Annotated in this window: 17 protein-coding genes and 1 tRNA gene; 7 read left to right on the forward strand and 11 right to left on the reverse strand. The window is 62.9% G+C overall.

From position 1 onward, the window contains the following. Window positions 1-25: 25 nt before the first annotated feature. Complete coding sequence (locus JWR51_RS21255) at window positions 26-1,240, reverse strand: LL-diaminopimelate aminotransferase (protein ID WP_299752437.1); 1,215 nt, start codon at window positions 1,238-1,240, stop codon at window positions 26-28. Between the two features lie 427 nt (window positions 1,241-1,667). Here JWR51_RS21255 and JWR51_RS21260 point away from each other — a divergent pair, with 427 nt between their 5' ends. Further along, window positions 1,668-2,981, forward strand: coding sequence for a glycosyltransferase (locus JWR51_RS21260; protein WP_299752440.1), 1,314 nt, complete (start codon window positions 1,668-1,670; stop codon window positions 2,979-2,981). 223 nt (window positions 2,982-3,204) lie between these two features. On the opposite strand, the gene JWR51_RS21265 is transcribed toward JWR51_RS21260, so the two are convergent. The 5 genes from JWR51_RS21265 to JWR51_RS21285 form a co-directional block, all read right to left on the reverse strand. Beyond that, window positions 3,205-4,584 (reverse strand): dicarboxylate/amino acid:cation symporter, encoded by a 1,380-nt coding sequence (locus JWR51_RS21265; RefSeq protein WP_299752443.1) that lies wholly within the window; start codon window positions 4,582-4,584, stop codon window positions 3,205-3,207. 179 nt (window positions 4,585-4,763) lie between these two features. Continuing rightward, window positions 4,764-5,396 (reverse strand): SdpI family protein, encoded by a 633-nt coding sequence (locus JWR51_RS21270; protein WP_299752446.1) that lies wholly within the window; start codon window positions 5,394-5,396, stop codon window positions 4,764-4,766. Window positions 5,397-5,662: 266 nt separating this feature from the next. Next, window positions 5,663-6,145 carry a 30S ribosomal protein S9 gene (gene rpsI / locus JWR51_RS21275; protein ID WP_299752449.1) on the reverse strand — a complete coding sequence of 161 codons (483 nt, stop codon included), beginning with the start codon at window positions 6,143-6,145 and terminating at the stop codon, window positions 5,663-5,665. Window position 6,146: 1 nt separating this feature from the next. Then, on the reverse strand, window positions 6,147-6,611 hold the full coding sequence (gene rplM, locus JWR51_RS21280) for a 50S ribosomal protein L13 (RefSeq protein WP_299752452.1): 465 nt from the start codon (window positions 6,609-6,611) through the stop codon (window positions 6,147-6,149). A 149-nt stretch (window positions 6,612-6,760) separates the two neighbouring features. After that, window positions 6,761-7,825, reverse strand: coding sequence for a COX15/CtaA family protein (locus JWR51_RS21285; protein ID WP_299752455.1), 1,065 nt, complete (start codon window positions 7,823-7,825; stop codon window positions 6,761-6,763). Window positions 7,826-7,904: 79 nt separating this feature from the next. On the opposite strand from JWR51_RS21285, the gene JWR51_RS21290 reads away from it, so the two are divergent. After that, window positions 7,905-8,120: a DUF2842 domain-containing protein gene (locus JWR51_RS21290; RefSeq protein WP_299752458.1), complete on the forward strand. Its 216-nt coding sequence runs from the start codon at window positions 7,905-7,907 to the stop codon at window positions 8,118-8,120. On the opposite strand, the gene JWR51_RS21295 is transcribed toward JWR51_RS21290, so the two are convergent. Next, window positions 8,117-9,151: a polysaccharide deacetylase family protein gene (locus JWR51_RS21295; RefSeq protein ID WP_299752461.1), complete on the reverse strand. Its 1,035-nt coding sequence runs from the start codon at window positions 9,149-9,151 to the stop codon at window positions 8,117-8,119. The two genes, JWR51_RS21290 and JWR51_RS21295, sit on opposite strands and share 4 nt — an antisense overlap. A gap of 19 nt (window positions 9,152-9,170) precedes the next feature. Beyond that, window positions 9,171-11,573 (reverse strand): GumC family protein, encoded by a 2,403-nt coding sequence (locus tag JWR51_RS21300; RefSeq protein WP_299752464.1) that lies wholly within the window; start codon window positions 11,571-11,573, stop codon window positions 9,171-9,173. 152 nt (window positions 11,574-11,725) lie between these two features. Between JWR51_RS21300 and JWR51_RS21305 the strand changes: the two genes are divergently transcribed. The 4 genes from JWR51_RS21305 to JWR51_RS21320 all read left to right on the forward strand — a co-directional run bounded on the left by JWR51_RS21305 (window position 11,726) and on the right by JWR51_RS21320 (window position 16,288). Beyond that, window positions 11,726-12,274, forward strand: coding sequence for a polysaccharide biosynthesis/export family protein (locus JWR51_RS21305; protein WP_299752467.1), 549 nt, complete (start codon window positions 11,726-11,728; stop codon window positions 12,272-12,274). Window positions 12,275-12,277: 3 nt separating this feature from the next. Then, on the forward strand, window positions 12,278-13,405 hold the full coding sequence (locus JWR51_RS21310; protein WP_299752470.1) for a glycosyltransferase family 4 protein: 1,128 nt from the start codon (window positions 12,278-12,280) through the stop codon (window positions 13,403-13,405). A gap of 76 nt (window positions 13,406-13,481) precedes the next feature. After that, on the forward strand, window positions 13,482-15,005 hold the full coding sequence (locus JWR51_RS21315) for an undecaprenyl-phosphate glucose phosphotransferase (protein ID WP_299752473.1): 1,524 nt from the start codon (window positions 13,482-13,484) through the stop codon (window positions 15,003-15,005). Then, window positions 15,002-16,288, forward strand: a complete 1,287-nt coding sequence (locus JWR51_RS21320; protein ID WP_299752476.1) for an O-antigen ligase family protein — start codon at window positions 15,002-15,004, stop codon at window positions 16,286-16,288. Before JWR51_RS21315 ends, JWR51_RS21320 begins: the two co-directional genes overlap by 4 nt. On the opposite strand, the gene JWR51_RS21325 is transcribed toward JWR51_RS21320, so the two are convergent. The 3 genes from JWR51_RS21325 to JWR51_RS21335 all read right to left on the reverse strand — a co-directional run bounded on the left by JWR51_RS21325 (window position 16,281) and on the right by JWR51_RS21335 (window position 18,427). After that, on the reverse strand, window positions 16,281-17,252 hold the full coding sequence (locus JWR51_RS21325) for a phosphotransferase (protein WP_299752479.1): 972 nt from the start codon (window positions 17,250-17,252) through the stop codon (window positions 16,281-16,283). The genes JWR51_RS21320 and JWR51_RS21325 overlap by 8 nt on opposite strands. Before the next feature lie 104 nt (window positions 17,253-17,356). Beyond that, window positions 17,357-17,433, reverse strand: a tRNA-Pro gene (locus JWR51_RS21330). Between the two features lie 331 nt (window positions 17,434-17,764). After that, window positions 17,765-18,427, reverse strand: coding sequence for a TetR/AcrR family transcriptional regulator (locus tag JWR51_RS21335; RefSeq protein ID WP_299752482.1), 663 nt, complete (start codon window positions 18,425-18,427; stop codon window positions 17,765-17,767). Window positions 18,428-18,557: 130 nt separating this feature from the next. On the opposite strand from JWR51_RS21335, the gene JWR51_RS21340 reads away from it, so the two are divergent. Further along, on the forward strand, window positions 18,558-19,772 hold the full coding sequence (locus tag JWR51_RS21340; RefSeq protein WP_299752484.1) for an HlyD family secretion protein: 1,215 nt from the start codon (window positions 18,558-18,560) through the stop codon (window positions 19,770-19,772). Window positions 19,773-19,780 lie beyond the last annotated feature (8 nt).

A 19,780-nucleotide genomic window follows, 5' to 3' on the forward strand; every position in this document is an offset into this window, starting at 1 on the left:
AGAACTCCAATAATCCAGCGCCGGTTCATGCGCTGAGCGGCACCACGTTGCCTGACCCGGTATTGCTGCCGAGCAGCTTCTTGATGTTGCGGGCGGCCTGGCGAATGCGCTGTTCGTTTTCCACAAATGCAAGGCGAATATATTGATCGCCATATTCGCCGAAGCCGACGCCGGGAGCCACGCCGACGCCAGTCTCCTTGATCAGGAGCTTGGCAAATTCGAGCGAGCCCAAGTGGGCGAACTGCGCCGGAATCGGGGCCCAGGCGAACATGGTGGCCTTTGGCACCGGGATATCCCAGCCGGAGCGCGCAAAGCTTTCGACCAGCACATCGCGGCGTGACTTGTAGATTTTGCGGACTTCCTCGATTACGTCGTCCGAGCCATTCAGCGCTGCCGTGGCGGCAACCTGGATCGGCGTGAAGGCGCCGTAGTCGAGATACGACTTCACCCGCGCCAGGGCCGCGATCAGGCGTTCATTGCCGACGGCAAAGCCTACGCGCCAGCCGGGCATCGAGTAGGTCTTGGACATCGAGGTGAACTCGACAGTGATATCGATGGCGCCCGGAACCTGCAGCACTGAGGGCGGCGGGGCGTCTTCATCGAAATAGATCTCCGAATAGGCGAGATCGGACAGGATGAAGATGTCGTTGGCCTTACAATACTTGACCACCTCGGTGTAAAAATCGAGGTCGGCGGTGTAGGCGGTCGGGTTGGCTGGATAGTTGAGCACCAGCGCGATCGGCTTGGGAATCGAGTGCCGCACCGCGCGATCGAGTGACCGCATGAAGTCTTCGTTGGGATCGGCCGGCATCGAGCGCACAACGCCGCCGGCCATGATAAAGCCGAAGGCATGGATCGGGTAAGTCGGGTTGGGAACCAGCACCACATCGCCGGGCGCCGTGATGGCCGACGCCATATTGGCAAAGCCTTCCTTGGAGCCCAGCGTCGCCACGATCTGGGTATCGGGGTTCAGCTTCACGCCAAAACGGCGGCCGTAATAGCTCGCCTGGGCCTTGCGCAGGCCGGGAATGCCGCGCGAGCTGGAATAGCGGTGGGTGCGCGGGTCCTTGACCGTTTCCTGCAGCTTTTCCACGATATGGGCTGGCGTCGGCATATCCGGATTGCCCATGCCCAGGTCGATGACGTCAACGCCCTCAGCGCGCGCCTTGGCCTTGAGCGGATCGATATGGGAAAACACATAAGGGGGAAGACGCCGGATGCGGTGGAAATCGTCGGTCATGATAATCCTCGATGGTCCTTCCCGGACCCGATGGGGCCGCGACGCGCTGTCTGGTTTGAGACTTTTGCGCTGCGCCTCCGAACAAGAGTGCGCGATTATCGCGGAATTATGGTTGTGAACGGGTTAAACGCTGCGTGTGGCAGCGGAACAATCATGTTCGGCTCTTCCCTGCCGGTGTGGCACGCGGGAAGAGCTAGCGGGCGTTCGCCCGCGCGAGTGCGGTGATAGCGGCGGCCATCCGATTGCCGGCGAGCGAGGCTCCAACCAAAGCAACAGTGAATGGGGACGGCATGTCTCTTGCCCTTCGGACACGTTTTTTGTAAGGAAATCAGCTATCGAGAGAGCCGTTCATAAATGCACTGCGGGGCATTGTAAATGGTCACGAGGGCTACGACCTTCGTCCAGAATGGCGTCAAGTGAGGATTGAATGGTAAAGCGCATTGCCCTGGTCACGATTGGCACGCAGGGCGACGTTCAACCCTATCTGGCTCTCGCCATGGCACTCAAGGATCGTGGCTACTCGGTGGTTCTCGGCGCTTCCGAGGAATTCGAGGACATGGTCACCAGCCACGGCATTGAATTTCACTCGCTCGGCCCCTCGATCCAGGCCTTCCTGATGCAGTCGCGGTTCGAAAACGCGATGAGCCAGTCGATGCTGATCAACGGCCCTTCCCTGCTGCGGCAGGGTCAGCAGATCGTCGATACGGCGGCCCGCCATGCCTGGAACATGTGCCAGGGCGCCGACGCGCTGATTCTCAACATGAACACCAGTTTCGGCATCGATATCGCCGAGGCGCTGCATATTCCCGCGCTGATGGTGGCGCTGCAGCCGCTCAACTCGACCAGCGAATTTCCGCTCTGCATCTATTACGGCGCCGATTTCGGCCCGGCCTTCAACCGCCTGACCTACACGGCGATGACGGTGCAGCAGATCTATTACAACCTTCCGCGCAACAAGCTGCGTCGCGAATTGATGGGCCTGGAATCGCGCAAGAAGGGCGGCTTCTTCCGCAATACCGACGGTACGCCGCTGACGACGCTCTATGCCTATTCGGATGAAATCTCCCCGCGCCCGCGCGATTGGCCCAAGAGTGCCATCGTCTCGGGCTATTGGACGCTGAAGGACCAGTCGAACTGGCAGCCGTCCGCCGAGTTCCAGAAGTTCCTGTCCGAGGGTGAGGCGCCGGTCTATATCGGCTTCGGCTCGATGCCGTTCGGGGCCGAGCGCAATACGCAAATTCTCAAGGACGCAGTGAAACTGTGGGGCGGGCGCGCTGTCGTCGCACGCGGCTGGGGCGGGATCAATCCGAGCGACCTGCCCGACACCATCTTCGCCATCGAAAAGGCGCCGCACGACAAGCTGTTCAAGTATGTGTCAGCGGTCGTGCATCACGGTGGCGCCGGCACGACGTCGGCGGGCCTGCATCTCGGCCGGCCGACCTTCGTCGTGCCGCAGACCGTCGACCAGCCGTATTGGGGCCGCCGCGTGTTCGAGCTTGGCACAGGACCCAAGCCGGTCCGCTTGCGCAAGCTGACGCCGGAAATCCTGGCCGGCGCGTTGGCTGATTTGAGCACCAACGAGACCTATCGCAAGAACGCCTCGGCGCTGGCGGAAAAGCTGCATGCCGAAGACGGCACCGCCAAGGCCATCAAGGTCATAGAGCGGGTCATGGCGAATTACACCCCGCACGCCGCGATCAAGCCGAAGAAGAAAAAGCCCGCGCTGAAGCTGGTTGGGTGATCGCCACAGTTTCAGTCAAATCTCTCCCAATCATAGGCAATCTCTCCCACCCACCGGCCTTCCCGCGGACTTGATCCGCGGGCCTCTCGCCGCGCCTACCGTGTTGAGAGTGGCCCGCGGATCAAGTCCGCGGGAAGAACCGTGGGTGGGAGACATCAAGGGCACGAAACAAAAAAAGGGGAGGCTTTCGCCTCCCCTTCTCATTGAGATGTGAACCCCCGCCCTATTGAGCAGGCACGGCCTCAGCCGAGTCATCGAGCGCGTCGATGCTCTCGTGACGATCGTACGCAGCCTGATCCAGAATGCCCTCGCGCTTGGCGACAATGGTGGGGATTAGCGCCTGGCCGGCGACGTTGACGGCGGTGCGGCCCATATCGAGGATCGGATCGACTGCCAGTAGCAGGCCCACGCCTTCCAGCGGCAGGCCCAATGTGGAGAGCGTCAGCGTCAGCATCACGGTGGCGCCGGTCAGGCCGGCAGTCGCCGACGAGCCGATAACCGAGACGAACGCGATCAGCAGATATTCCTGCAGCCCGAGCGGCACGCCATAGAACTGGGCGACGAAAATCGCAGCAATCGCCGGGTAGATGGCGGCGCAACCGTCCATCTTGGTGGTGGCGCCGAGTGGCACGGCGAACGCAGCATATTCACGCGGCACGCCGAGATTTTCTTCGGTCAAGCGCTGGGTCAGCGGCAGGGTTCCGATGGACGAGCGGGAGACGAAGGCCAGCTGAACGGCGGGCCAGACGCCCTGGAAGTAGCGAATGGGGTTGAGCCCATTGGCGCCCAGCACGATCGGGTAGACGGCGAACAGCACGATGGCGAGGCCGATATAGATGGCGGCCGAGAACCAGCCGAGCTGTGCCAGCGCATCCCAGCCGTAGACGGCGACGGCATTGCCGAGCAGGCCGATCGTGCCGATCGGGGTCAGGCGGATCACCCACCACAGGATCTTATGGACGATCTTGAGGAAGGAGCGGTTGAACGCCAGGAACGGATCGGCCGAGGGGCCGACGCGCAGCGCCGCGATGCCGACGACGATCGAGATGACGATGATCTGCAGCACATTGAAGTTCAGCGCGGTGGTTGCGCCGCTATCGGCGACCTTGGTGGATGCGGTCAGGCCCAGGATGTTGGAGGGAATGATACCCTTGAGAAAATCGAGCCAGGAACCGGAAGACGATGGCGCATGCGCCGCGGTTGCGGCCACGCCGGTGTGCAGTCCCGGCTGAATGATGAGGCCGAGCGCAATGCCGATGCCGACGGCGATCAGTGCGGTGATGGCGAACCACAGCAGCGTCTGCCAGACCAGGCGGGCGGCGTTGTTGAGTTCGCGCAGATTGGCGATGGAGGCGACGATAGCGGTGAAGATGAGCACCGGTACCAAGGCGCGCAGCAGCGATACGAAGATCGAGCCGACGGTGGACAGCGTCTGGGTCAGCCAGTTGGCATTGCCGGCCGCATCGGGACCGATCGTGCGGGCGATGTAGCCAAGGATCAGGCCCAGCGCCATGGCGGCGAGGACCTGGAAACCGAAATTGCGGTAAAAGGGCTTCGGGGCCCTGCTCGGCCGGGCGGCCGAGGATAGTGTAGTGGGTGACATAGTTGACCTGCAAGTTGGCGAGGCAAAGCTGCCTACCAATTAAGCGGCCCGCCCTATTCTTGGTCACAATCTATGCCCGCGCCTCGGAATATGCTGCGCATGGTTTTCCGTTTGCGGCAATCGCAGGGGAAATTCCTGTTGGCGAAACCGGTTTCACGGCAATGCCATGCCGGACGGGTTTACCTGGACATTACGGTGGCGCATGCCGCCAGCAATGGAGGCACGCTCAGCGCCAGCGCAAAGGCGATCACCAAAGGCCCCAGGTCGGGGGCAAACCAAGCCATCGCCAGCAGCCCTGCCCCGGCCAAGCCAAATGCCACGCCGGTCACCCGGTGCGCCTTGCGCCATTGACTGTCTCCGGCAATCGGCCAAGGCAGTCGCAGGCCGGCATAGGTGTGGCGCTCCGCTTCGGCGAAGACAATGCCAAGGCCGATCAGCAGCAGACCAAGAGCAATGGCGGTGAGGCGAACCAGATCGAGGTCCGAGCCGATACCATTCAGCAGCAGGCCGAGTTGCACCGCCACGAGGACCCCGAGCAGCAGCGCCAGCGCCGGCTCAAATATATGGCGCACCTTGGCCAGATGGTTCTTGGTCAGCAGACCACCGAGGACCGCAAACCCGCCCAGCAGGATGACGGCAATGACAGGGCCGACGGTCAGCGCTGCATTGCGGGGCCAAAGCCAATCGGCCTGGCTGGCCACCCAGTGTGCCGGAAAGGCATAATCAGCCGGCACGCGAAACACCGCCACGCCGGTGATGGCACCGAGCACAAGCAGTTGCAGCAGGTGGAAGCGGGTGATGAGGTTGAACATGGCGGGGCTCGTCGCGGGGTTCAGCGCAGATTGGGTATGAATTGCGGCATCACAACCCCTCACCCTGACTATTCTGCTGAACGCAGAATAGTCTGTCCCTCTCCCGCAAGGGGCGAGGGCCGGCATCGAGTTTATCCCAACCACCGACCCCCCCTTCTCCCCTTGCGGGAGAAGGGGCCCGAAGGGCGGATGAGGGGGTACCGGTCAAATAGCCCCCAAAAGAAAAGGGCCGGTTTCCCGGCCCTTTGCAAAATATGTTCCGAAGCTTAGCGCTTGGAGAACTGGAAGGACTTGCGGGCCTTGGCCTTGCCGTACTTCTTGCGTTCCACGACGCGGCTGTCGCGGGTCAGGAAGCCACCCTTCTTGAGCACTGGGCGCAGGCCCGGCTCGAAGAAGTTCAGCGCCTTGGAGATGCCGTGACGGACGGCACCGGCCTGGCCCGACAGACCACCACCGGCGACGGTGACGACGACGTCGTACTGGTCAGTGCGCTCGGTGGCGACGATCGGCTGCTTGACGATCAGCTGCAGCACCGGACGGGCGAAATAGGTCGCGAATTCGCGGCCATTGATCACGACCAAACCCTTGCCTGGCTTGATCCAGACGCGAGCGACGGCGTTCTTGCGCTTGCCGGTGGCATAGGCGCGGCCCTGGGCGTCGAGCTTCTGAACGTGCACAGGAGCCAGGTTGACGGCCGGAGCGACGGTCGAGGTCCCGAGGTCTTCGAGAGAATTGATGGTCTCAGCCATGTTACTTCACCCTCACGTTCTTGGAGTTCATCGCAGCCACGTCGAGCTTCTTGGGCTGCTGAGCCTCATGAGGATGCTCGCCATTGGCGTAGACCTTGAGGTTCTTGAGCTGGGCGCGGGTCAGCGGGCCACCAGGCATCATGCGACGCACGGCGTTTTCCAGAACGCGCTCAGGGAAACGGCCTTCGAGGATCTCGCGGGCAGTCCGGTCCTTGATGCCGCCGGGGAAGCCGGTGTGCCAATAGAACTTGTGCTGGTCGAGCTTGCGACCAGTGAACTTCACCTTGCCGGCATTGATGACAACGATGTTGTCGCCCATGTCCATGTGCGGGGTGAAGGTCGGCAGATGCTTGCCGCGGAGACGCGAAGCGATGATCGAAGCGACGCGACCGACCACAAGGCCTTCAGCGTCGATCAGGATCCACTTCTTGTCGATCTCGCTCGGCTTGGCAGTGTAAGTGCTCATGAGTGAAATTCCCTAGATTTTCGTAGCTTACCGGCCCGTTCTCGAAGGAATTGGCGGCTTGTTGCGGTCCGTTTAGAGGGGGAGTCGCACCTCGTCAAGGGGGTTGATAAAGATCAACAAAATCAATGCCTTATCGATACGGTATTATGTTACCGTAAGGCGCGACGCATATCCGCGAGATAGGCGACAGTGAGCCCCGCCAGCATGAAGGCCAGCGCCTGATGGCCGACGGCGAGCCCGATGGGCACCGAAAACAGCAGCGTGGCGATGCCGAGAGCGGCCTGTAGCACGACGAAGGCGGCGATGCGGGGCAGCCAGCCGTTGACGCCGGCAAAGCCGCCATTGCGTGACTGGCGCCAGATGGCGAAGGCCAGATACAGCACGATGACATAGGCGATGCAGCGGTGGACGAACTGCACGGTCAGCGCATTCTCGAACAGATTGCGCCAGAACGGCTGCATTATGCCCAGGCCATTGGGGATGATCGCGCCATCCATCAGCGGCCAGGTGTTGTAGCCCATGCCGGCATCGAGCCCGGCAACGAAGGCGCCGGCGGCGATCTGGATGAGGATGAGCACGAGCAGGATCACGCCTGTCCAGATATTGGTGGCGGTGACCTTGCCGGGCGCCCTGCCCGGCTCCAGCGAGCGCGGCACGTAGACCAGGGCGATGAACAGCAGCGCGGCGGCGGTCAGATGCGCGGCCAACCGGTATTGCGACACCGAGGTGAGCTCGGACAGGCCGGAAGAGACCATCCACCAACCCAGCACGCCCTGGAAGCCGCCCAGCACGAACAAGCCGGCCAGCGGCCAGGCCAGCGTACGCGGAATGCGACGTTGCACCAGGAACACCAAGAACGGCACGAGGAAGATCACGCCCAGCAAGCGGCCGATCAGGCGATGCAGATATTCCCAGAAGAAGATGGCTTTGAAGCCATCCATGGTCATGTCGATATTGTTGACCTGATATTGCGGGATTTGCTTATAGGCGTCGAATTCGGCCTGCCAGGCGGCATCGCTCAACGGCGGGATGGTGCCGGAAATCGGCTGCCAGCTGGTGATGGAAAGTCCCGATTCAGTCAGCCGCGTGATGCCGCCAACCACGACCATGAACAGCACCGCCGCCGCCACGGCATAGAGCCAGATGCGCACCGGGCGCAGTCGATCGGCGGCAGGCAAGGTCAGGCTCAGTGCGGCATCATGGGCGGTCGTCACAGCATTATCCCGGTATCGGTCGACGGGGCGCAGTGGTATGCCCGCCAATTATGAACCGCAATAGCCGCGATGACGCATGATGACGCAGCGCAAACGCAAATTTCTGGGAGTGCTGCTGATCCTCGGCTCGATCGCAGCGTGGCTAGTCGTGGGCACGACGATCTACCTGGAACTTCTCCAGGGCATGCCGTGGTTCGTGCTCATCCCGTTCTTCTGCGTCGCCGGCATGGGCTGGATTTTTCCGGCCATGGCCCTCATCCGCTGGATGGCCAAGGATGATGCGCCCGTCGTTTAGCCGGTGATGCGGCCCATGATACTGAAGATGGTTCCCGTCGCAAAAACATCGACATAGCGGTTTTTCTGAAACAATCCGTTGAGCGACACCCGCGGCAGCGCCTGCGGCGTTTGGCTGTGGCGCACATAGATGCCGCCCGGCCGCGTGGTGACGCCGGTGCGGAAGCCCAGTTCGCGCGCCAGCTCGAATTCGCGCGGGCCAGCTGAGGCCGGGCCGCCGATGGGATAGGAGATGTGCGCCGGTCGGTGACCGAACTTTGCCTGCAGGATGTCGGCCGACTGCGCCATTTCGCTGCGTGCCTGCTCGATCGGCAGCTTGGCCAATTCATAGTGATGCACGGTATGCGCGCCGATGGTGCAGAGCGGTTCGTCGGCGAACTGCCGCAACTCGTGCCAGTCCATGATGAGGTCGAGACATTGCTGGTCGAGGTCATAGCCGTGAGCCGCCGCAAAGCCGCGCATCAAAACGACGCGATCTGCTTCGGGCATTTTGCGCATTCGCCAGTAGAGCACATCATAGGCCGCTTGTTTCAGCGCCAAGGTGCTGGTGTCGAGGCGTTTGGCTTCGATGGTGACGGCGTCGTGCCGGGCAATAATATCCTCGATCGCCTGCCACCAGACTTCCCCGGTTCCATCGACCAGGGCGGTGGGCACATAGAGCGTGAACGGGCAATCCTGCCGCCGCAGCACCGGCAGCGCGTATTGCAGGTTATCCTTGTAGGCGTCGTCGAAGGTGAGGACGACGAAGGGTCGCTCGTGGTCGTCGGTCGAAGCCACGCGGATGACCGCTTCGTCCATGCTGACGATGTCGATATCGAGCGCCCGAACGCGCTCGATACAGTATTCCAGAAAGTCAGGCCGCACCTGCAGGATGGCATTCGGCGAGAACTCCGCCGGCGCATCGGGCAGCACGCGGTGCAGTGTGAAAATGACGCCGCGCGACGAGGAAAGCGACCGGATCAGCCCCGGCAGGCGGGACAGCCACAGCGCTTCGAACATGGCGCCGATGGCGGCGTATTTCAGAGACGGCACGCGGGGACCCCCGACTGAATTATGCCGCGACCAATTCGGGCGTGGTGACGATATCGGCGCGGCCAAAGCCGGCATCGGCCAATTGCTGGCGCAGGTCCTCGACGTCGGTAGCGTCATCGCTGGCGACCAGCACTAGTCGCCCTTCGAGGTCGGCGAACAGGGGGAGTGTCGAGGTCATGCCGACCCGGCCGGTCATCAGCACCACGACTTCATAGATATCGCCCAGCGCTTCGATCAGCGTCAGCGGCTTGGGCGAGCGGCGGTCGATGGTCGCGCCCTGCCCCCATGGCACTTCGGCAAAGCTGTTGTCGCTGGACTTGTGCACGACATCACCGAAGCTGGCTTCATCCGTGCTGAGGTCGGATAGTCCGGCATCGTCGGAGCGGCGGGCGCTGCCGGCATCGACCAGGGCAACGCTCAGCCCCTTGTCGAGCGCATCAGCCACCAGCGCCTCGGCTAGTGTTTCGCATTCCACATTGGAACGGTGCCCGGCGAGCAGCACCAGCCTGGTGCGGCCAAGCGCTAGATCGGCGGACAAGTCGGCAAAGGCCGTATGGGCCGATTGCGGCCGCTGCGCAACGGGAGCCGGCGGCAACGCAGTTTCAGACCGCGTCCGGACTGGCGGCGCGGGCAGCACAGGCGCTGCCGGTGGCGCGATGGCGCGTTCGACCTCATGCTGCTCATCCTCGGTCAGTTGCGGCTCAGGCTCTGGCTCGGCCAGCACTGCCTTGATGAAGCGGGCGCGGTCGGCCTGGTCGACATCGTGTTCGCTGGCGAATAGCGGCGCAGCTGGCTCGGCGAGGGGGACTGTCACGGCTACCGCAGCAACAAGTTCCTCTGGCGTTTCGAATGCAGGTGGTGCCTCGAAGGCCGCAACTTCCGGCTCGGCATCGTCCAGCGTGGTGATCTCGGCGTCGAGCCCAGGCGCTTCCGTCCACTGCTGGTCGGCCTCAAGCTCGGTCTCCATGAATGGGACCGTCTCAAGCTCGTCCTGTGGCCGCGGCTCGTGGTCGTCTTCGTAGGCAGCGCGGCGACCTTCGACGATGGCCCGGCCGGACATCAGCTCACCCAGGATGACAAGGCCAATCTGGGCGGCAGCGGCAACAATGCCGACCGCCAGCAGGATCAGCGGCGTCTTGGGCGAGGCCGGGCTCACCGACGCGGCAGCAAGCGAGACCACACGCACGTCAGGTAGCGCCTCGGTGCGCGTCGTGGCTTCGCTGTAGCGCTGCAGATAGCTGGCCAGCAGGTCGCGCTGCGCCTTGGCTTCGCGCTCCAGGCTGTCCAGGGTGACGGTGTTGGTAGTGGCAGCCGAGGCCGAGCCCTTTGCGCGGGTCAGCTCGGTGCGCAGCGAGGTTTCGAGATTGGCCTCGATTTCGGCTTCCGATTCCAGTCCCTCGGCGACGCGGCGGCCTTCGATATTGATCTGGTTGTTCAGCTCATTGATCTGGGCGACCAGCGCCTGGATGGTCGGATGATTAGGCAGTAGTGTTGCGGCCTTCTGCGCCTGCTCACCCTGCAGCCGGGCCTTTTCCTGGGTCAATTGCTGGATGACGGCGGAGGCGCGCACATCGGCGATGCCGTCGATCGGCGCCCCACGTTCCAGCAGACCACGGATCAAAGAGGCCCGCGACAGGGCCGCGCTCTTGCGCTCCTGCGCGGCGCTGATCTGGGTGGCGACGCTGGACAGGTCCTGGTCTGCGAGGCTGGTATTGTTGGCGCCAACGAACAGGTCGTTCTGCACCTTGAAGTTGGCGACGGCGTTTTCCGCATCGGTGACCGATACGCGTAGCTTGGCGATTTCATTGCCGAGCCAGCCGGAGGCCTCGACAGTGTCGGACAGCGACAGGTCGGTGCGGCGCGCCACGTGGGCATTGGCGACGGCATTGGCGATCTTGGCGGCGAGTTCCGGATCGACCGAACGCACCAGCACAGTGATGATGGCCGAATCGCGCTCCTGGATCACCGTCATGCGGTCGAGCAGGTTGGAGAGCACGGTTTCATCGACATTGGCCGGCGCAGCCTTGCGGCCCAGAAACTGCGAAATGATGCCCAGCGGCGACGGCCCGCTGCCGCTGCCATTGAACTCGGGGACGGAGCGCAGGTCGAGCTGGTCGATGACGTTGAGCAGGGTCTCGCGCGACTTGATCAGCTCAATCTGGCTGGAGACGACGCCCGCTGCCAAGCCGCTGACCGCAGCCGAAGGCCCATTCCCCGCCGTGTCGAACACGTTGCTGCGCGGCTCGACCAGGATGCCGGCCGAACTCTCATACATGCGCGGCACCAGCATCAGCAGCGCGAAGGTGGCGGCCAGCAATAGCAGGGTCACCACGATGATGCGTGGCAGACGCTTGACGACCGCGCCGAGTACGGCGCCCAGATCTATTCTTGCATCGCGCAAAGCCTGCGATTCATAGGCCATTGCTTACCTCGCGTGTTCGGGGGGATTTATCGCCCCATCGTGGTAAGCAATCCGTTAAAGCATTTGCAGATCGCAACAATACGCTGCCGCTCTAAGGGAAATCTTAACCATCCCAGCAGACACTCCGGCCATCAAACCCGAGCTGGATTCTCATGCGCTGGCTGCCCGTTCTCACCATTGCATTGATGCTGCCGCTGGCATCCTGCGCCACCGTGCCGGCGACGTACCTCGTCGACACCAAAGGCCCGTACCAGCTCGACACTGGCGACGCCGTGCGGGTGACCGTCTATGGCGATGCCGACCTGACCGAAACCTACCGCGTGGATGATAGTGGCTCGATCGCCTTTCCACTGGTGGGCACGGTGCCAGTGCGCGGACAGACCACCAAAGTGGCCGCCGCGCGTCTCGCGGCAGCGCTGTCCAACGGCTATATGCGCAACCCCAATGTGGCGGTGGAAGTGGCGGAATACCGCCCCTTCTTCATCCAGGGCGAAGTCACCAATGCCGGCCAGTTCCCCTATGTCTATGGCATGACCGTCCGGGCCGCGATCAGTACGGCTGGCGGCTTCTCGGATACCGCCGATCGCAACCGCGCCGTGGTCTATCGTCGCCAGGGCAACGAGATGGTCAAGGGTGCCGTCGACCTCGATTTCCCCATCTATCCCGGCGATACCATCGTCGTGAACGAACGCTGGTTCTAGCCGGTGGCAACAGCGCGCAAACTGCGCATCCTGCAAGTCATGCGCGCTCCGGTGGGCGGGCTGTTCCGCCATGTCGCCGACCTGACGCGGTCGCTCGCGGCCGACGGCCACGAAATCGGCATCGTCGTCGATAGCCTCGCCAATGACGCGCAGACCGAAACCCGGCTGGCGGCGCTTGAGCCCTTTGCCAGCCTGGGCATTCACCGCTTCGCCATGCCGCATGTGCTGGGCCGCGGCGACCTGGTGACGCCGCTGGCTGTGCGCCGGCTGGTCAACAAACTGAATATCGACGTGCTGCATGGCCACGGCGCCAAGGGCGGTTTTTACGCGCGGCTGGCCAAGATCGGCAAACGCAAGCCGATCGCGATCTACACCCCCCACGGCGGCGTGCTGCACTTCTCCGCCAGCTCTCGCTCCGGCCAGGTTTTCCACCTGCTCGAGCGCAAGCTGATGGCGCAGACGGCGGCGATCATCTTCGAAAGCGCTTTCGCCAAACGAACCTATAGCGCGGTGATCGAAGAGCCGAGCTGTCCCAGCCCGGTAATCCATAACGGCCTGAACCAGGACGAATTCGTCCCGGTGCCTGCTAATGACGACGCAGCGGATTTCGTCTTCGTCGGCGAATTGCGCGATCTCAAGGGCATTCACGTGCTGATTGACGCACTGGCCGAGGTGCGGCGCTCCGATGGGACGCCAGCCACACTGGTCATGGCGGGCGATGGCCCGGCCCGTGCCGCACTGGCGACACAGATCGCCAAGCTCAAAATGCAAGACCGGGTGGAACTGGCAGGAGCCCAACCGGCGCGGGCGATGTTCGCACGCGGGCGCTGCGCCGTGGTGCCGTCGCTGGCCGAGTCCCTGCCCTATGTGGTGTTGGAGGCCGCAGCCGCTCAACTGCCGGTGATCGCCACCAAGGTGGGCGGCATTCCCGAGATTTTCGGGCCTACGGCGGCCAGCCTGATTGCCGCTGGCGATCCCCTTGCCCTGCGCGAGGCCATGCAGGGCGTCCTCGACGATCCGAGAGGCGCCCATATCGAGATGAAAACCCGGCTGGCGCACATTGCCGAGGCCTTCTCGCTGGAGCGGATGGCGGGCGATATCGCGGCGCTCTACGCCAGCCTCTCGACCTAATCCTCACGGCCAATTTCACCGAGTCTTCACTCCTTGCGCCGATGATGGCGCCGAGTACGAGTACCGGTGGCGTCAAATGTATCGCGTAGACCCTAAACAGGCTGTGCTGGAGCACGTCTCCAAGCAATCCGAGGCCGGTCCCGCCGGCCGCACACTGTCGCCTCAGGCCGAAGCCATCATCGCCGCCCCCATGGAGCGCGGCTATTCGGGCGCGGTGATCGTCGGCATCGCACAGGCTGCCGAGGCCGTGCTCTTGGCGCTGCTGGGCTACGGCATCTACGAAGTCTATGTGCAACTGGGCGAGCCCTCCTTTTATGTCCCGGTGATCCTGGCCTCGTGCCTGCTGGCCAATGTGCTGTTCAACGGTGCGCGAACCCATCGCATCACCGCCTATCGCACCCTGCTCAGCCAGCTCAGCCGGGTGCTGATCGGCTGGACGCTGGTCATGCTGGTGCTGTCCATCACCGTGTTCTTCCTCAAGGCGTCGGACATGGTGTCCCGCGTCTGGCTGCTGAGCTGGTACGTGGGCGGCGCAGTGGGGCTGGTGTCCTATCGGCTGGCCCTACGGGCGCTGGTCTGGCACTGGACCAAGATGGGCCGCTTGAAGCGCCGCACCGTGATCGTCGGCGGCGGCCACGACGCCGAAACCCTGATTCAGCAGATCGACAAGGGCGCCTCCAACGATATCGGGCTGCTTGGCCTGTTCGATGATCGCGTCGACGACCGCTCGCCCGAAACCGTCGCCGGTTGCCCCAAGCTGGGTAAAGTCGCCGATCTCATCGAGTTTGCGCGCCGCTCGCCGGTCGACCTGGTGATCGTCTCCATGCCGCTTTCGGCAGAAAAGCGCGTGCTGGAAATGCTGACCCAGCTCTGGGTGCTGCCGGTCGATATTCGGCTCTCGGCCCACATGAGCAAGCTCAAGTTCACCAACAAGGCCTATTCCTATGTCGGCGACATTGCCGTGTTCGACATGGCCGACCGGCCGATTTCGGACTGGAACCTGATCTTCAAATGGGTGTTCGACAAGATCGTGGCGCTGACCGCGCTGGTCGTGTTTTCGCCGATCATGCTGGCGACCGCCATCGCCATCAAGCTGGAGAGCAAAGGCCCCGTGTTCTTCATGCAGAACCGGCACGGCTTCAATAACGAGCTAATCAAGATCTACAAATTCCGCTCGATGCGCACCGACATGCTGGATGCCGGCGCCACAAAGCTCGTTACCAAGGGCGATCCCCGCGTCACTCGGGTGGGTCGCTTTATCCGCAAGACCTCGATCGACGAGCTGCCGCAGCTGCTCAACGTGCTCAAGGGCGAGCTGTCCATCGTCGGCCCCCGCCCCCATGCGCTCCAGGCAAAGGCCGACAACAAGCTCTATTACGAAGCTGTCGAGGGCTATTTCGCGCGCCATCGCGTCAAGCCCGGCATGACCGGCTGGGCCCAGGTCAACGGCTGGCGCGGCGAGACCGACACAATCGACAAGATCATGCAGCGCGTGAACCACGACCTCTATTACATCGAGCACTGGTCGATTCTGCTCGATCTCTACATCGTGGCCATGACCCCGGTATCGCTCGTCTCCAAGAACGAGAACGCCTATTGAGCCTCGCGGGCACCATCGGCTCCGATAGCTTCAAGGCCGCCTCCAAGCGACTCGGCCGCGCTTATCTGCGCAGCAAGGTGCAGGTGCTGTTCGATTTCCTGGTTGGATTCTGGATTTTCACCGGTTGCCTGGTGTTCGTCGAGCCGTCGCCCTACGAGGTCAGTTTCCTCCTGGTCCTGCCGTTCGCCTTCATGGCCGGCATGGGCGTTTATCGCTCCACTCTGGGGCTGCTGGCCATGTTCGTCGCCTTCATTCCCTTTGCGTTGATCTCGGCGTTCCAGGCGCGGGTACTGTCGATCACGGACGAGATCATCTTCGTCAGCGTCACTGCCTTCATGCTGCTCACCAGCTATTTCGTGGCCAACTACGTGGCCGAGCAGACAGAGCGGCGCATGCGGCTGGTGATGAACGCCTATACGGCCGCCGCCCTGATCAGCGCCGTGATCGGCACCCTCGCCTATCTGGGTTTGATGCCGTCGGCCGATACGTTCCTGCTCTATGGCCGCGCCAAGGCCATGTTCAACGACCCCAATGTGTTCGGGCCGTTCCTGATCCTGCCGGCAATGTATGCCCTGCAGCGTGTCCTCCTGGGTACGACCCGCAAGGCGTTCTGGGCCGGTGCGGTCTATATGGTGCTGTTCATCGGCGTGTTCGCCAGTTTTTCGCGCGCGGCCTGGGGGCACTTCGCGTTTTCGTCGATCATCGTGCTCGTGCTGTGCTTCTGGCTGGAGGCGCGGGCGCACGAAAAAGTGCGCATCATGATCCTGTCGCTGGTGGGCGTCGGCATGCTGGTTGTGGCGCTCGGCGGGCTGCTCAGCATTCCCTCGGTCAACAGGCTGTTCGAGACACGCGCGGCGAGCCAGAACTATGACAGCGGGGAAACCGGCCGGTTCGGCCGCCAGGGCTATGCCTGGGAGCTGGCGATCGCCCATCCGCTGGGGATCGGCCCGCGCGAATTCAGCTTCATGCGGGTCAGCGAACTGCCGCACAATGTCTATGTCAACGTGCTGCACGCCTATGGCTGGGGCGGCGGCGCCGTCTACTATCTCCTGGTGATCCTGACGCTGTGGCGCGGCATAGCCAGCCTGACCAAGCCCTCCCCCTACCGCCTGATGATGATTCCCCTGGTCGCGACCTACACAATGCTGGTTGGGGAATCGGCCATCATCGACAGCGATCACTGGCGGCATTACTTCCTGCTGGTCGGCCTGATCTGGGGTGTGGCCAGCGCCATCAATCACGGCAAGCGCGACCCGATCCCGCGGGACGCCATGCTCATCTGAGCAGTTGCGCGGTTTCCATATAGCGCTCCGCCAGCCGAGCGGTCCCAGCGGCAAAACCCGGCGCATGGGTCTGGGCCAGGCTGGTTTCGCCATGCGAGCTGATCCAGGCCAGCAGCGCCATGCGGCGCAGCATCACCATCGTATCCATCGCCGCCAGATCGGCAGCCGAAAGCGACCGGACGGCTGTGTAACCCTCCAGCCACGCCGCCTTCAGCGCCGGGATGGCCAGATGGGTCTCGTGGAAGGAAATGGCAGCGGCAAAGTCGTAGGCGAACCAGCAAAACCCGCAATCGTCGAAATCGATCAGGGTGACGTCGTCGCCATCGACCAACAGGTTGCCCAGCCGCATATCGGCATGGATCAACCCGAACCGATCGGGCGCGGTGCCGTACTCGGCCAGTTGCCGACGCAGCAGTCCATCCAGCCGGTCGAGGGTCGCCCTGATGAAGGGCGTGATCTCCCGCGCAGCGCGCCAATCGCCCCACAGACCATCGGCATCCAGAATCCGCTCGGCGCTCCAGACCTGCCGCGTGAAACCCGCCGGCCGGCGCCAATCGATGACGTGCTGGTGCATCTGCGCGGCAAACCCACCCAGCGTGACGAACAGCTCGCCCAGATTGCTGGTCGGCGATGGCTCCTGCCCCGGCGCATAGGCGAACAGCACCGCCAGCCGCGGCTCATGCCCCGGCTGATCGAAGGATTGCAGGATTTGGCCATTGCGGCCCCTGATGGGTTTGGGCACCGGCAGCCGGGTATCGCGCCGCAGCGCCATCAGCCAGGCCAGCTCGCTCTCGACCGAAGCGCGCGACTGATAGCCGGGCCGATGCACGCGCAGGCAATAGCTCTCGCCAAACGGCGCATCGATGCGAAAGGTGTGATTTTCAGAATGATTGATCAGCTGCGCCGTACCGGCAGCCGTTTCCGACCACAACTGCAATGCGCCGATGAGGCCGGGAATGCTCAATGCAACGGCATCCGGATTGTGCCCTCAAGCTTCGTGCATGACGATATCCCGAATGGCTGGGGATATGCCATGCGACATCAATGTCATCTACGATGAGTGGGAATTGGTCGGAGCGGCCGGATTTGAACCGACGACCCTTTGTCCCCCAGACAAATGCGCTACCAGGCTGCGCTACGCCCCGACTGCGCGGAGACATACGGAAAGAGGAGTTTTGAGGCAACCCCAATTTTCCGGAATTGGGGACAAAGCGAAAATTAGCGTGGCTTTGCCCCCACGTTCAATCCGGCCGTAGGGCCGTGAGTTCGGCAAGACCCGCTTCCCGAGACATTACCGGCTCATAGCCTAACTCATTGCGCGCCTTGGTGATATCGACCGTGACCTCCACCGCCGAGGTCGCGAAGACCTGTCCAGTGATCGGAGCTTTATTCGCCCGTTTTTCTATGCGGCCAATGTTCGCCATGGCGCTCAAGTGCCTGTGGCTTGTCAATCGCTCCTGCGAACCGCTTCTGCCGTCAGGCTGCGTAAAACTTCAGGAACATGGCCACGCCGCTGGCGACCACGCGGCTGATTTCTTCGGCGGGCATTTCCTGCCGCAGATTGCCGAACAGGCGCCGCTTGAACGAGGAGGCCATCGACAGCTCGATAAACTGCCGCGCTGCCAGCTCGGTATCTTCGATGCGCAGTTCGCCCGATGCGACCTTGGCGTCGAGGAACGTCTTGAGCACGACAATGGCCGAAAATGGATCGGGACCGAAGAACCGCGTGGCCAAGTCCGGCATGCGTTCGGTTACGGCCAGCACCATGCGCTGCGCCCGGATCACCACGTCGGAGGTCATCTTGGTGGTGGTGGCAACACCAAAGCGCTGCAAGGCCTCGGCGGTGGATTGGGCTTCGTTGAGCTCATGTTCGGCGAAAGTCAGCATGGCCGTGCGTTCGCGCTCGATCAGGCTGCCGAACAGTTCTTCCTTGTTCTGGAAGTAGACGTAGATCGTGCCCTTGGAGACGCCGGCCTCGGCGGTGATCTCGTTCATGCTGGCGGCCTCGAAGCCCAGCTTGAGAAAGCAGTTCTTGGCGCCGTCGAGAATCTGGTCGCGCTTGGCGGGGTCCTGCCCTGCCGCCGCGCGGCCGCGCTGGATTGCGGGAGCAAGAGGGGCGTCATTTTGTGAGTCGTTCACTATGCACTCCTTGCATGGTTGGCCTTCGAACCGAGCGGTTCGATTTATGTTGATATGGAATATGGAGAGGTCTATGTCAATCGAACCGAACAGTTCGGTTTAATGAATTCAAGCTCTGTGGTGCTCCGCTATGGCCAACGATAACGATAAAGTCCGCCGCTTGCCTGCTGCCCGCCGGTCCCAGACCGCAGCCGCGCCCGCTCCCCTTGAGGCGCCAGATGTAGCGCCCGAGACCCCCGAAATGGCTCCGACGCAGGAAGCAGCGCCCGCCCTTGCTGCACCCGTCAAGGTAAAAGGCGGCAGCCGCCGCCGGATCGTCGTCTCGGTGATCGCCCTGCTGGCGCTCGCCGGCGCTGGTTGGTTCGGCAACAATTATTACACGACCGGCCGCTTCATGGTCTCCACCGACGACGCTTATGTCGTTGGCGATATCACCACCATTTCGCCCAAGGTCACCGGTTATGTGACCCAGGTCAATGTGGTTGCCAACCAATCGGTCAAGGCCGGCGATGCACTGGTGACGCTGGACGACGGCGATTATCGCATCGCCCGCGACCAGGTCCAGGCGACCATCGACACCCAGCACCTGACGCTGGCCCGTATCGACGCCCAGATCACCGGCGCTGGCGCTGCCGTTACCCAGGCCGAGGCGCAGAAGACCGCGCTCCAGGCTGCCCAGCGCAATGCCCAATTGGCCTTCGATCGCTCCACCGAGCTGACGGCCCGCGCCGTCGTCTCGCAGGCCGATCTCGACAAGGCTACGGCCGCGCTCGACCAAGCCAATGCCAATCTGGCGGCTGGCAACGCGCAGATCACCGCCGCACAGGCCAATATCGGCGTGTTGCAGGCTCAGCGGGCGGAAGCCGCTGGCGCCATCAAGTCGCAGGAACTGGCGCTGCAAAAGGCCGAACGCGACATGGGTTTCACCGTGCTGCGCGCCCCCTATGACGGCATCGTCGGCAATATGGCGGTGCAGACCGGCGACCTGGTCGGCCCCGGCGCGCGGCTTGCCGCCGTGGTCCCGGTCAATGCGCTGTATGTGGAAGCCAATTTCAAGGAAACCCAGCTCGCCAATCTGGTTCCCGGCGAAGAGGTGACCATCACCGTCGACGCCATCGGTGCCGAGCCGATCCATGGCACAGTCGAATCGCTGGCTCCCGCCTCCGGCTCGGTGTTCTCCCTGCTGCCGGCCGAAAACGCCACCGGCAACTTCACCAAGGTGGTGCAACGCGTCCCAGTGCGCATCGCCCTGCCCGCCGATTCGCTGGGCACCGGCAAGCTGCGCGCCGGCCTCAGCGTCACCATCGAGGCCGATACCCGCACCATTCCGGCGTCGGCGAACTGACGTTGGCA

The organism is Devosia sp., assembly GCF_028290625.1.
Classification (GTDB): domain Bacteria; phylum Pseudomonadota; class Alphaproteobacteria; order Rhizobiales; family Devosiaceae; genus Devosia.

Coding starts and splice junctions, on each gene's coding strand:
- JWR51_RS21255 (WP_299752437.1), bottom strand. CDS start 1,240: ATGACCGACGATTTCCACCGCATCCGGCGTCTTCCCCCTTATGTGTTT.
- JWR51_RS21260 (WP_299752440.1), top strand. CDS start 1,668: ATGGTAAAGCGCATTGCCCTGGTCACGATTGGCACGCAGGGCGACGTT.
- JWR51_RS21265 (WP_299752443.1), bottom strand. CDS start 4,584: ATGTCACCCACTACACTATCCTCGGCCGCCCGGCCGAGCAGGGCCCCG.
- JWR51_RS21270 (WP_299752446.1), bottom strand. CDS start 5,396: ATGTTCAACCTCATCACCCGCTTCCACCTGCTGCAACTGCTTGTGCTC.
- rpsI (WP_299752449.1), bottom strand. CDS start 6,145: ATGGCTGAGACCATCAATTCTCTCGAAGACCTCGGGACCTCGACCGTC.
- rplM (WP_299752452.1), bottom strand. CDS start 6,611: ATGAGCACTTACACTGCCAAGCCGAGCGAGATCGACAAGAAGTGGATC.
- JWR51_RS21290 (WP_299752458.1), top strand. CDS start 7,905: ATGACGCAGCGCAAACGCAAATTTCTGGGAGTGCTGCTGATCCTCGGC.
- JWR51_RS21300 (WP_299752464.1), bottom strand. CDS start 11,573: ATGGCCTATGAATCGCAGGCTTTGCGCGATGCAAGAATAGATCTGGGC.
- JWR51_RS21305 (WP_299752467.1), top strand. CDS start 11,726: ATGCGCTGGCTGCCCGTTCTCACCATTGCATTGATGCTGCCGCTGGCA.
- JWR51_RS21315 (WP_299752473.1), top strand. CDS start 13,482: ATGTATCGCGTAGACCCTAAACAGGCTGTGCTGGAGCACGTCTCCAAG.
- JWR51_RS21340 (WP_299752484.1), top strand. CDS start 18,558: ATGGCCAACGATAACGATAAAGTCCGCCGCTTGCCTGCTGCCCGCCGG.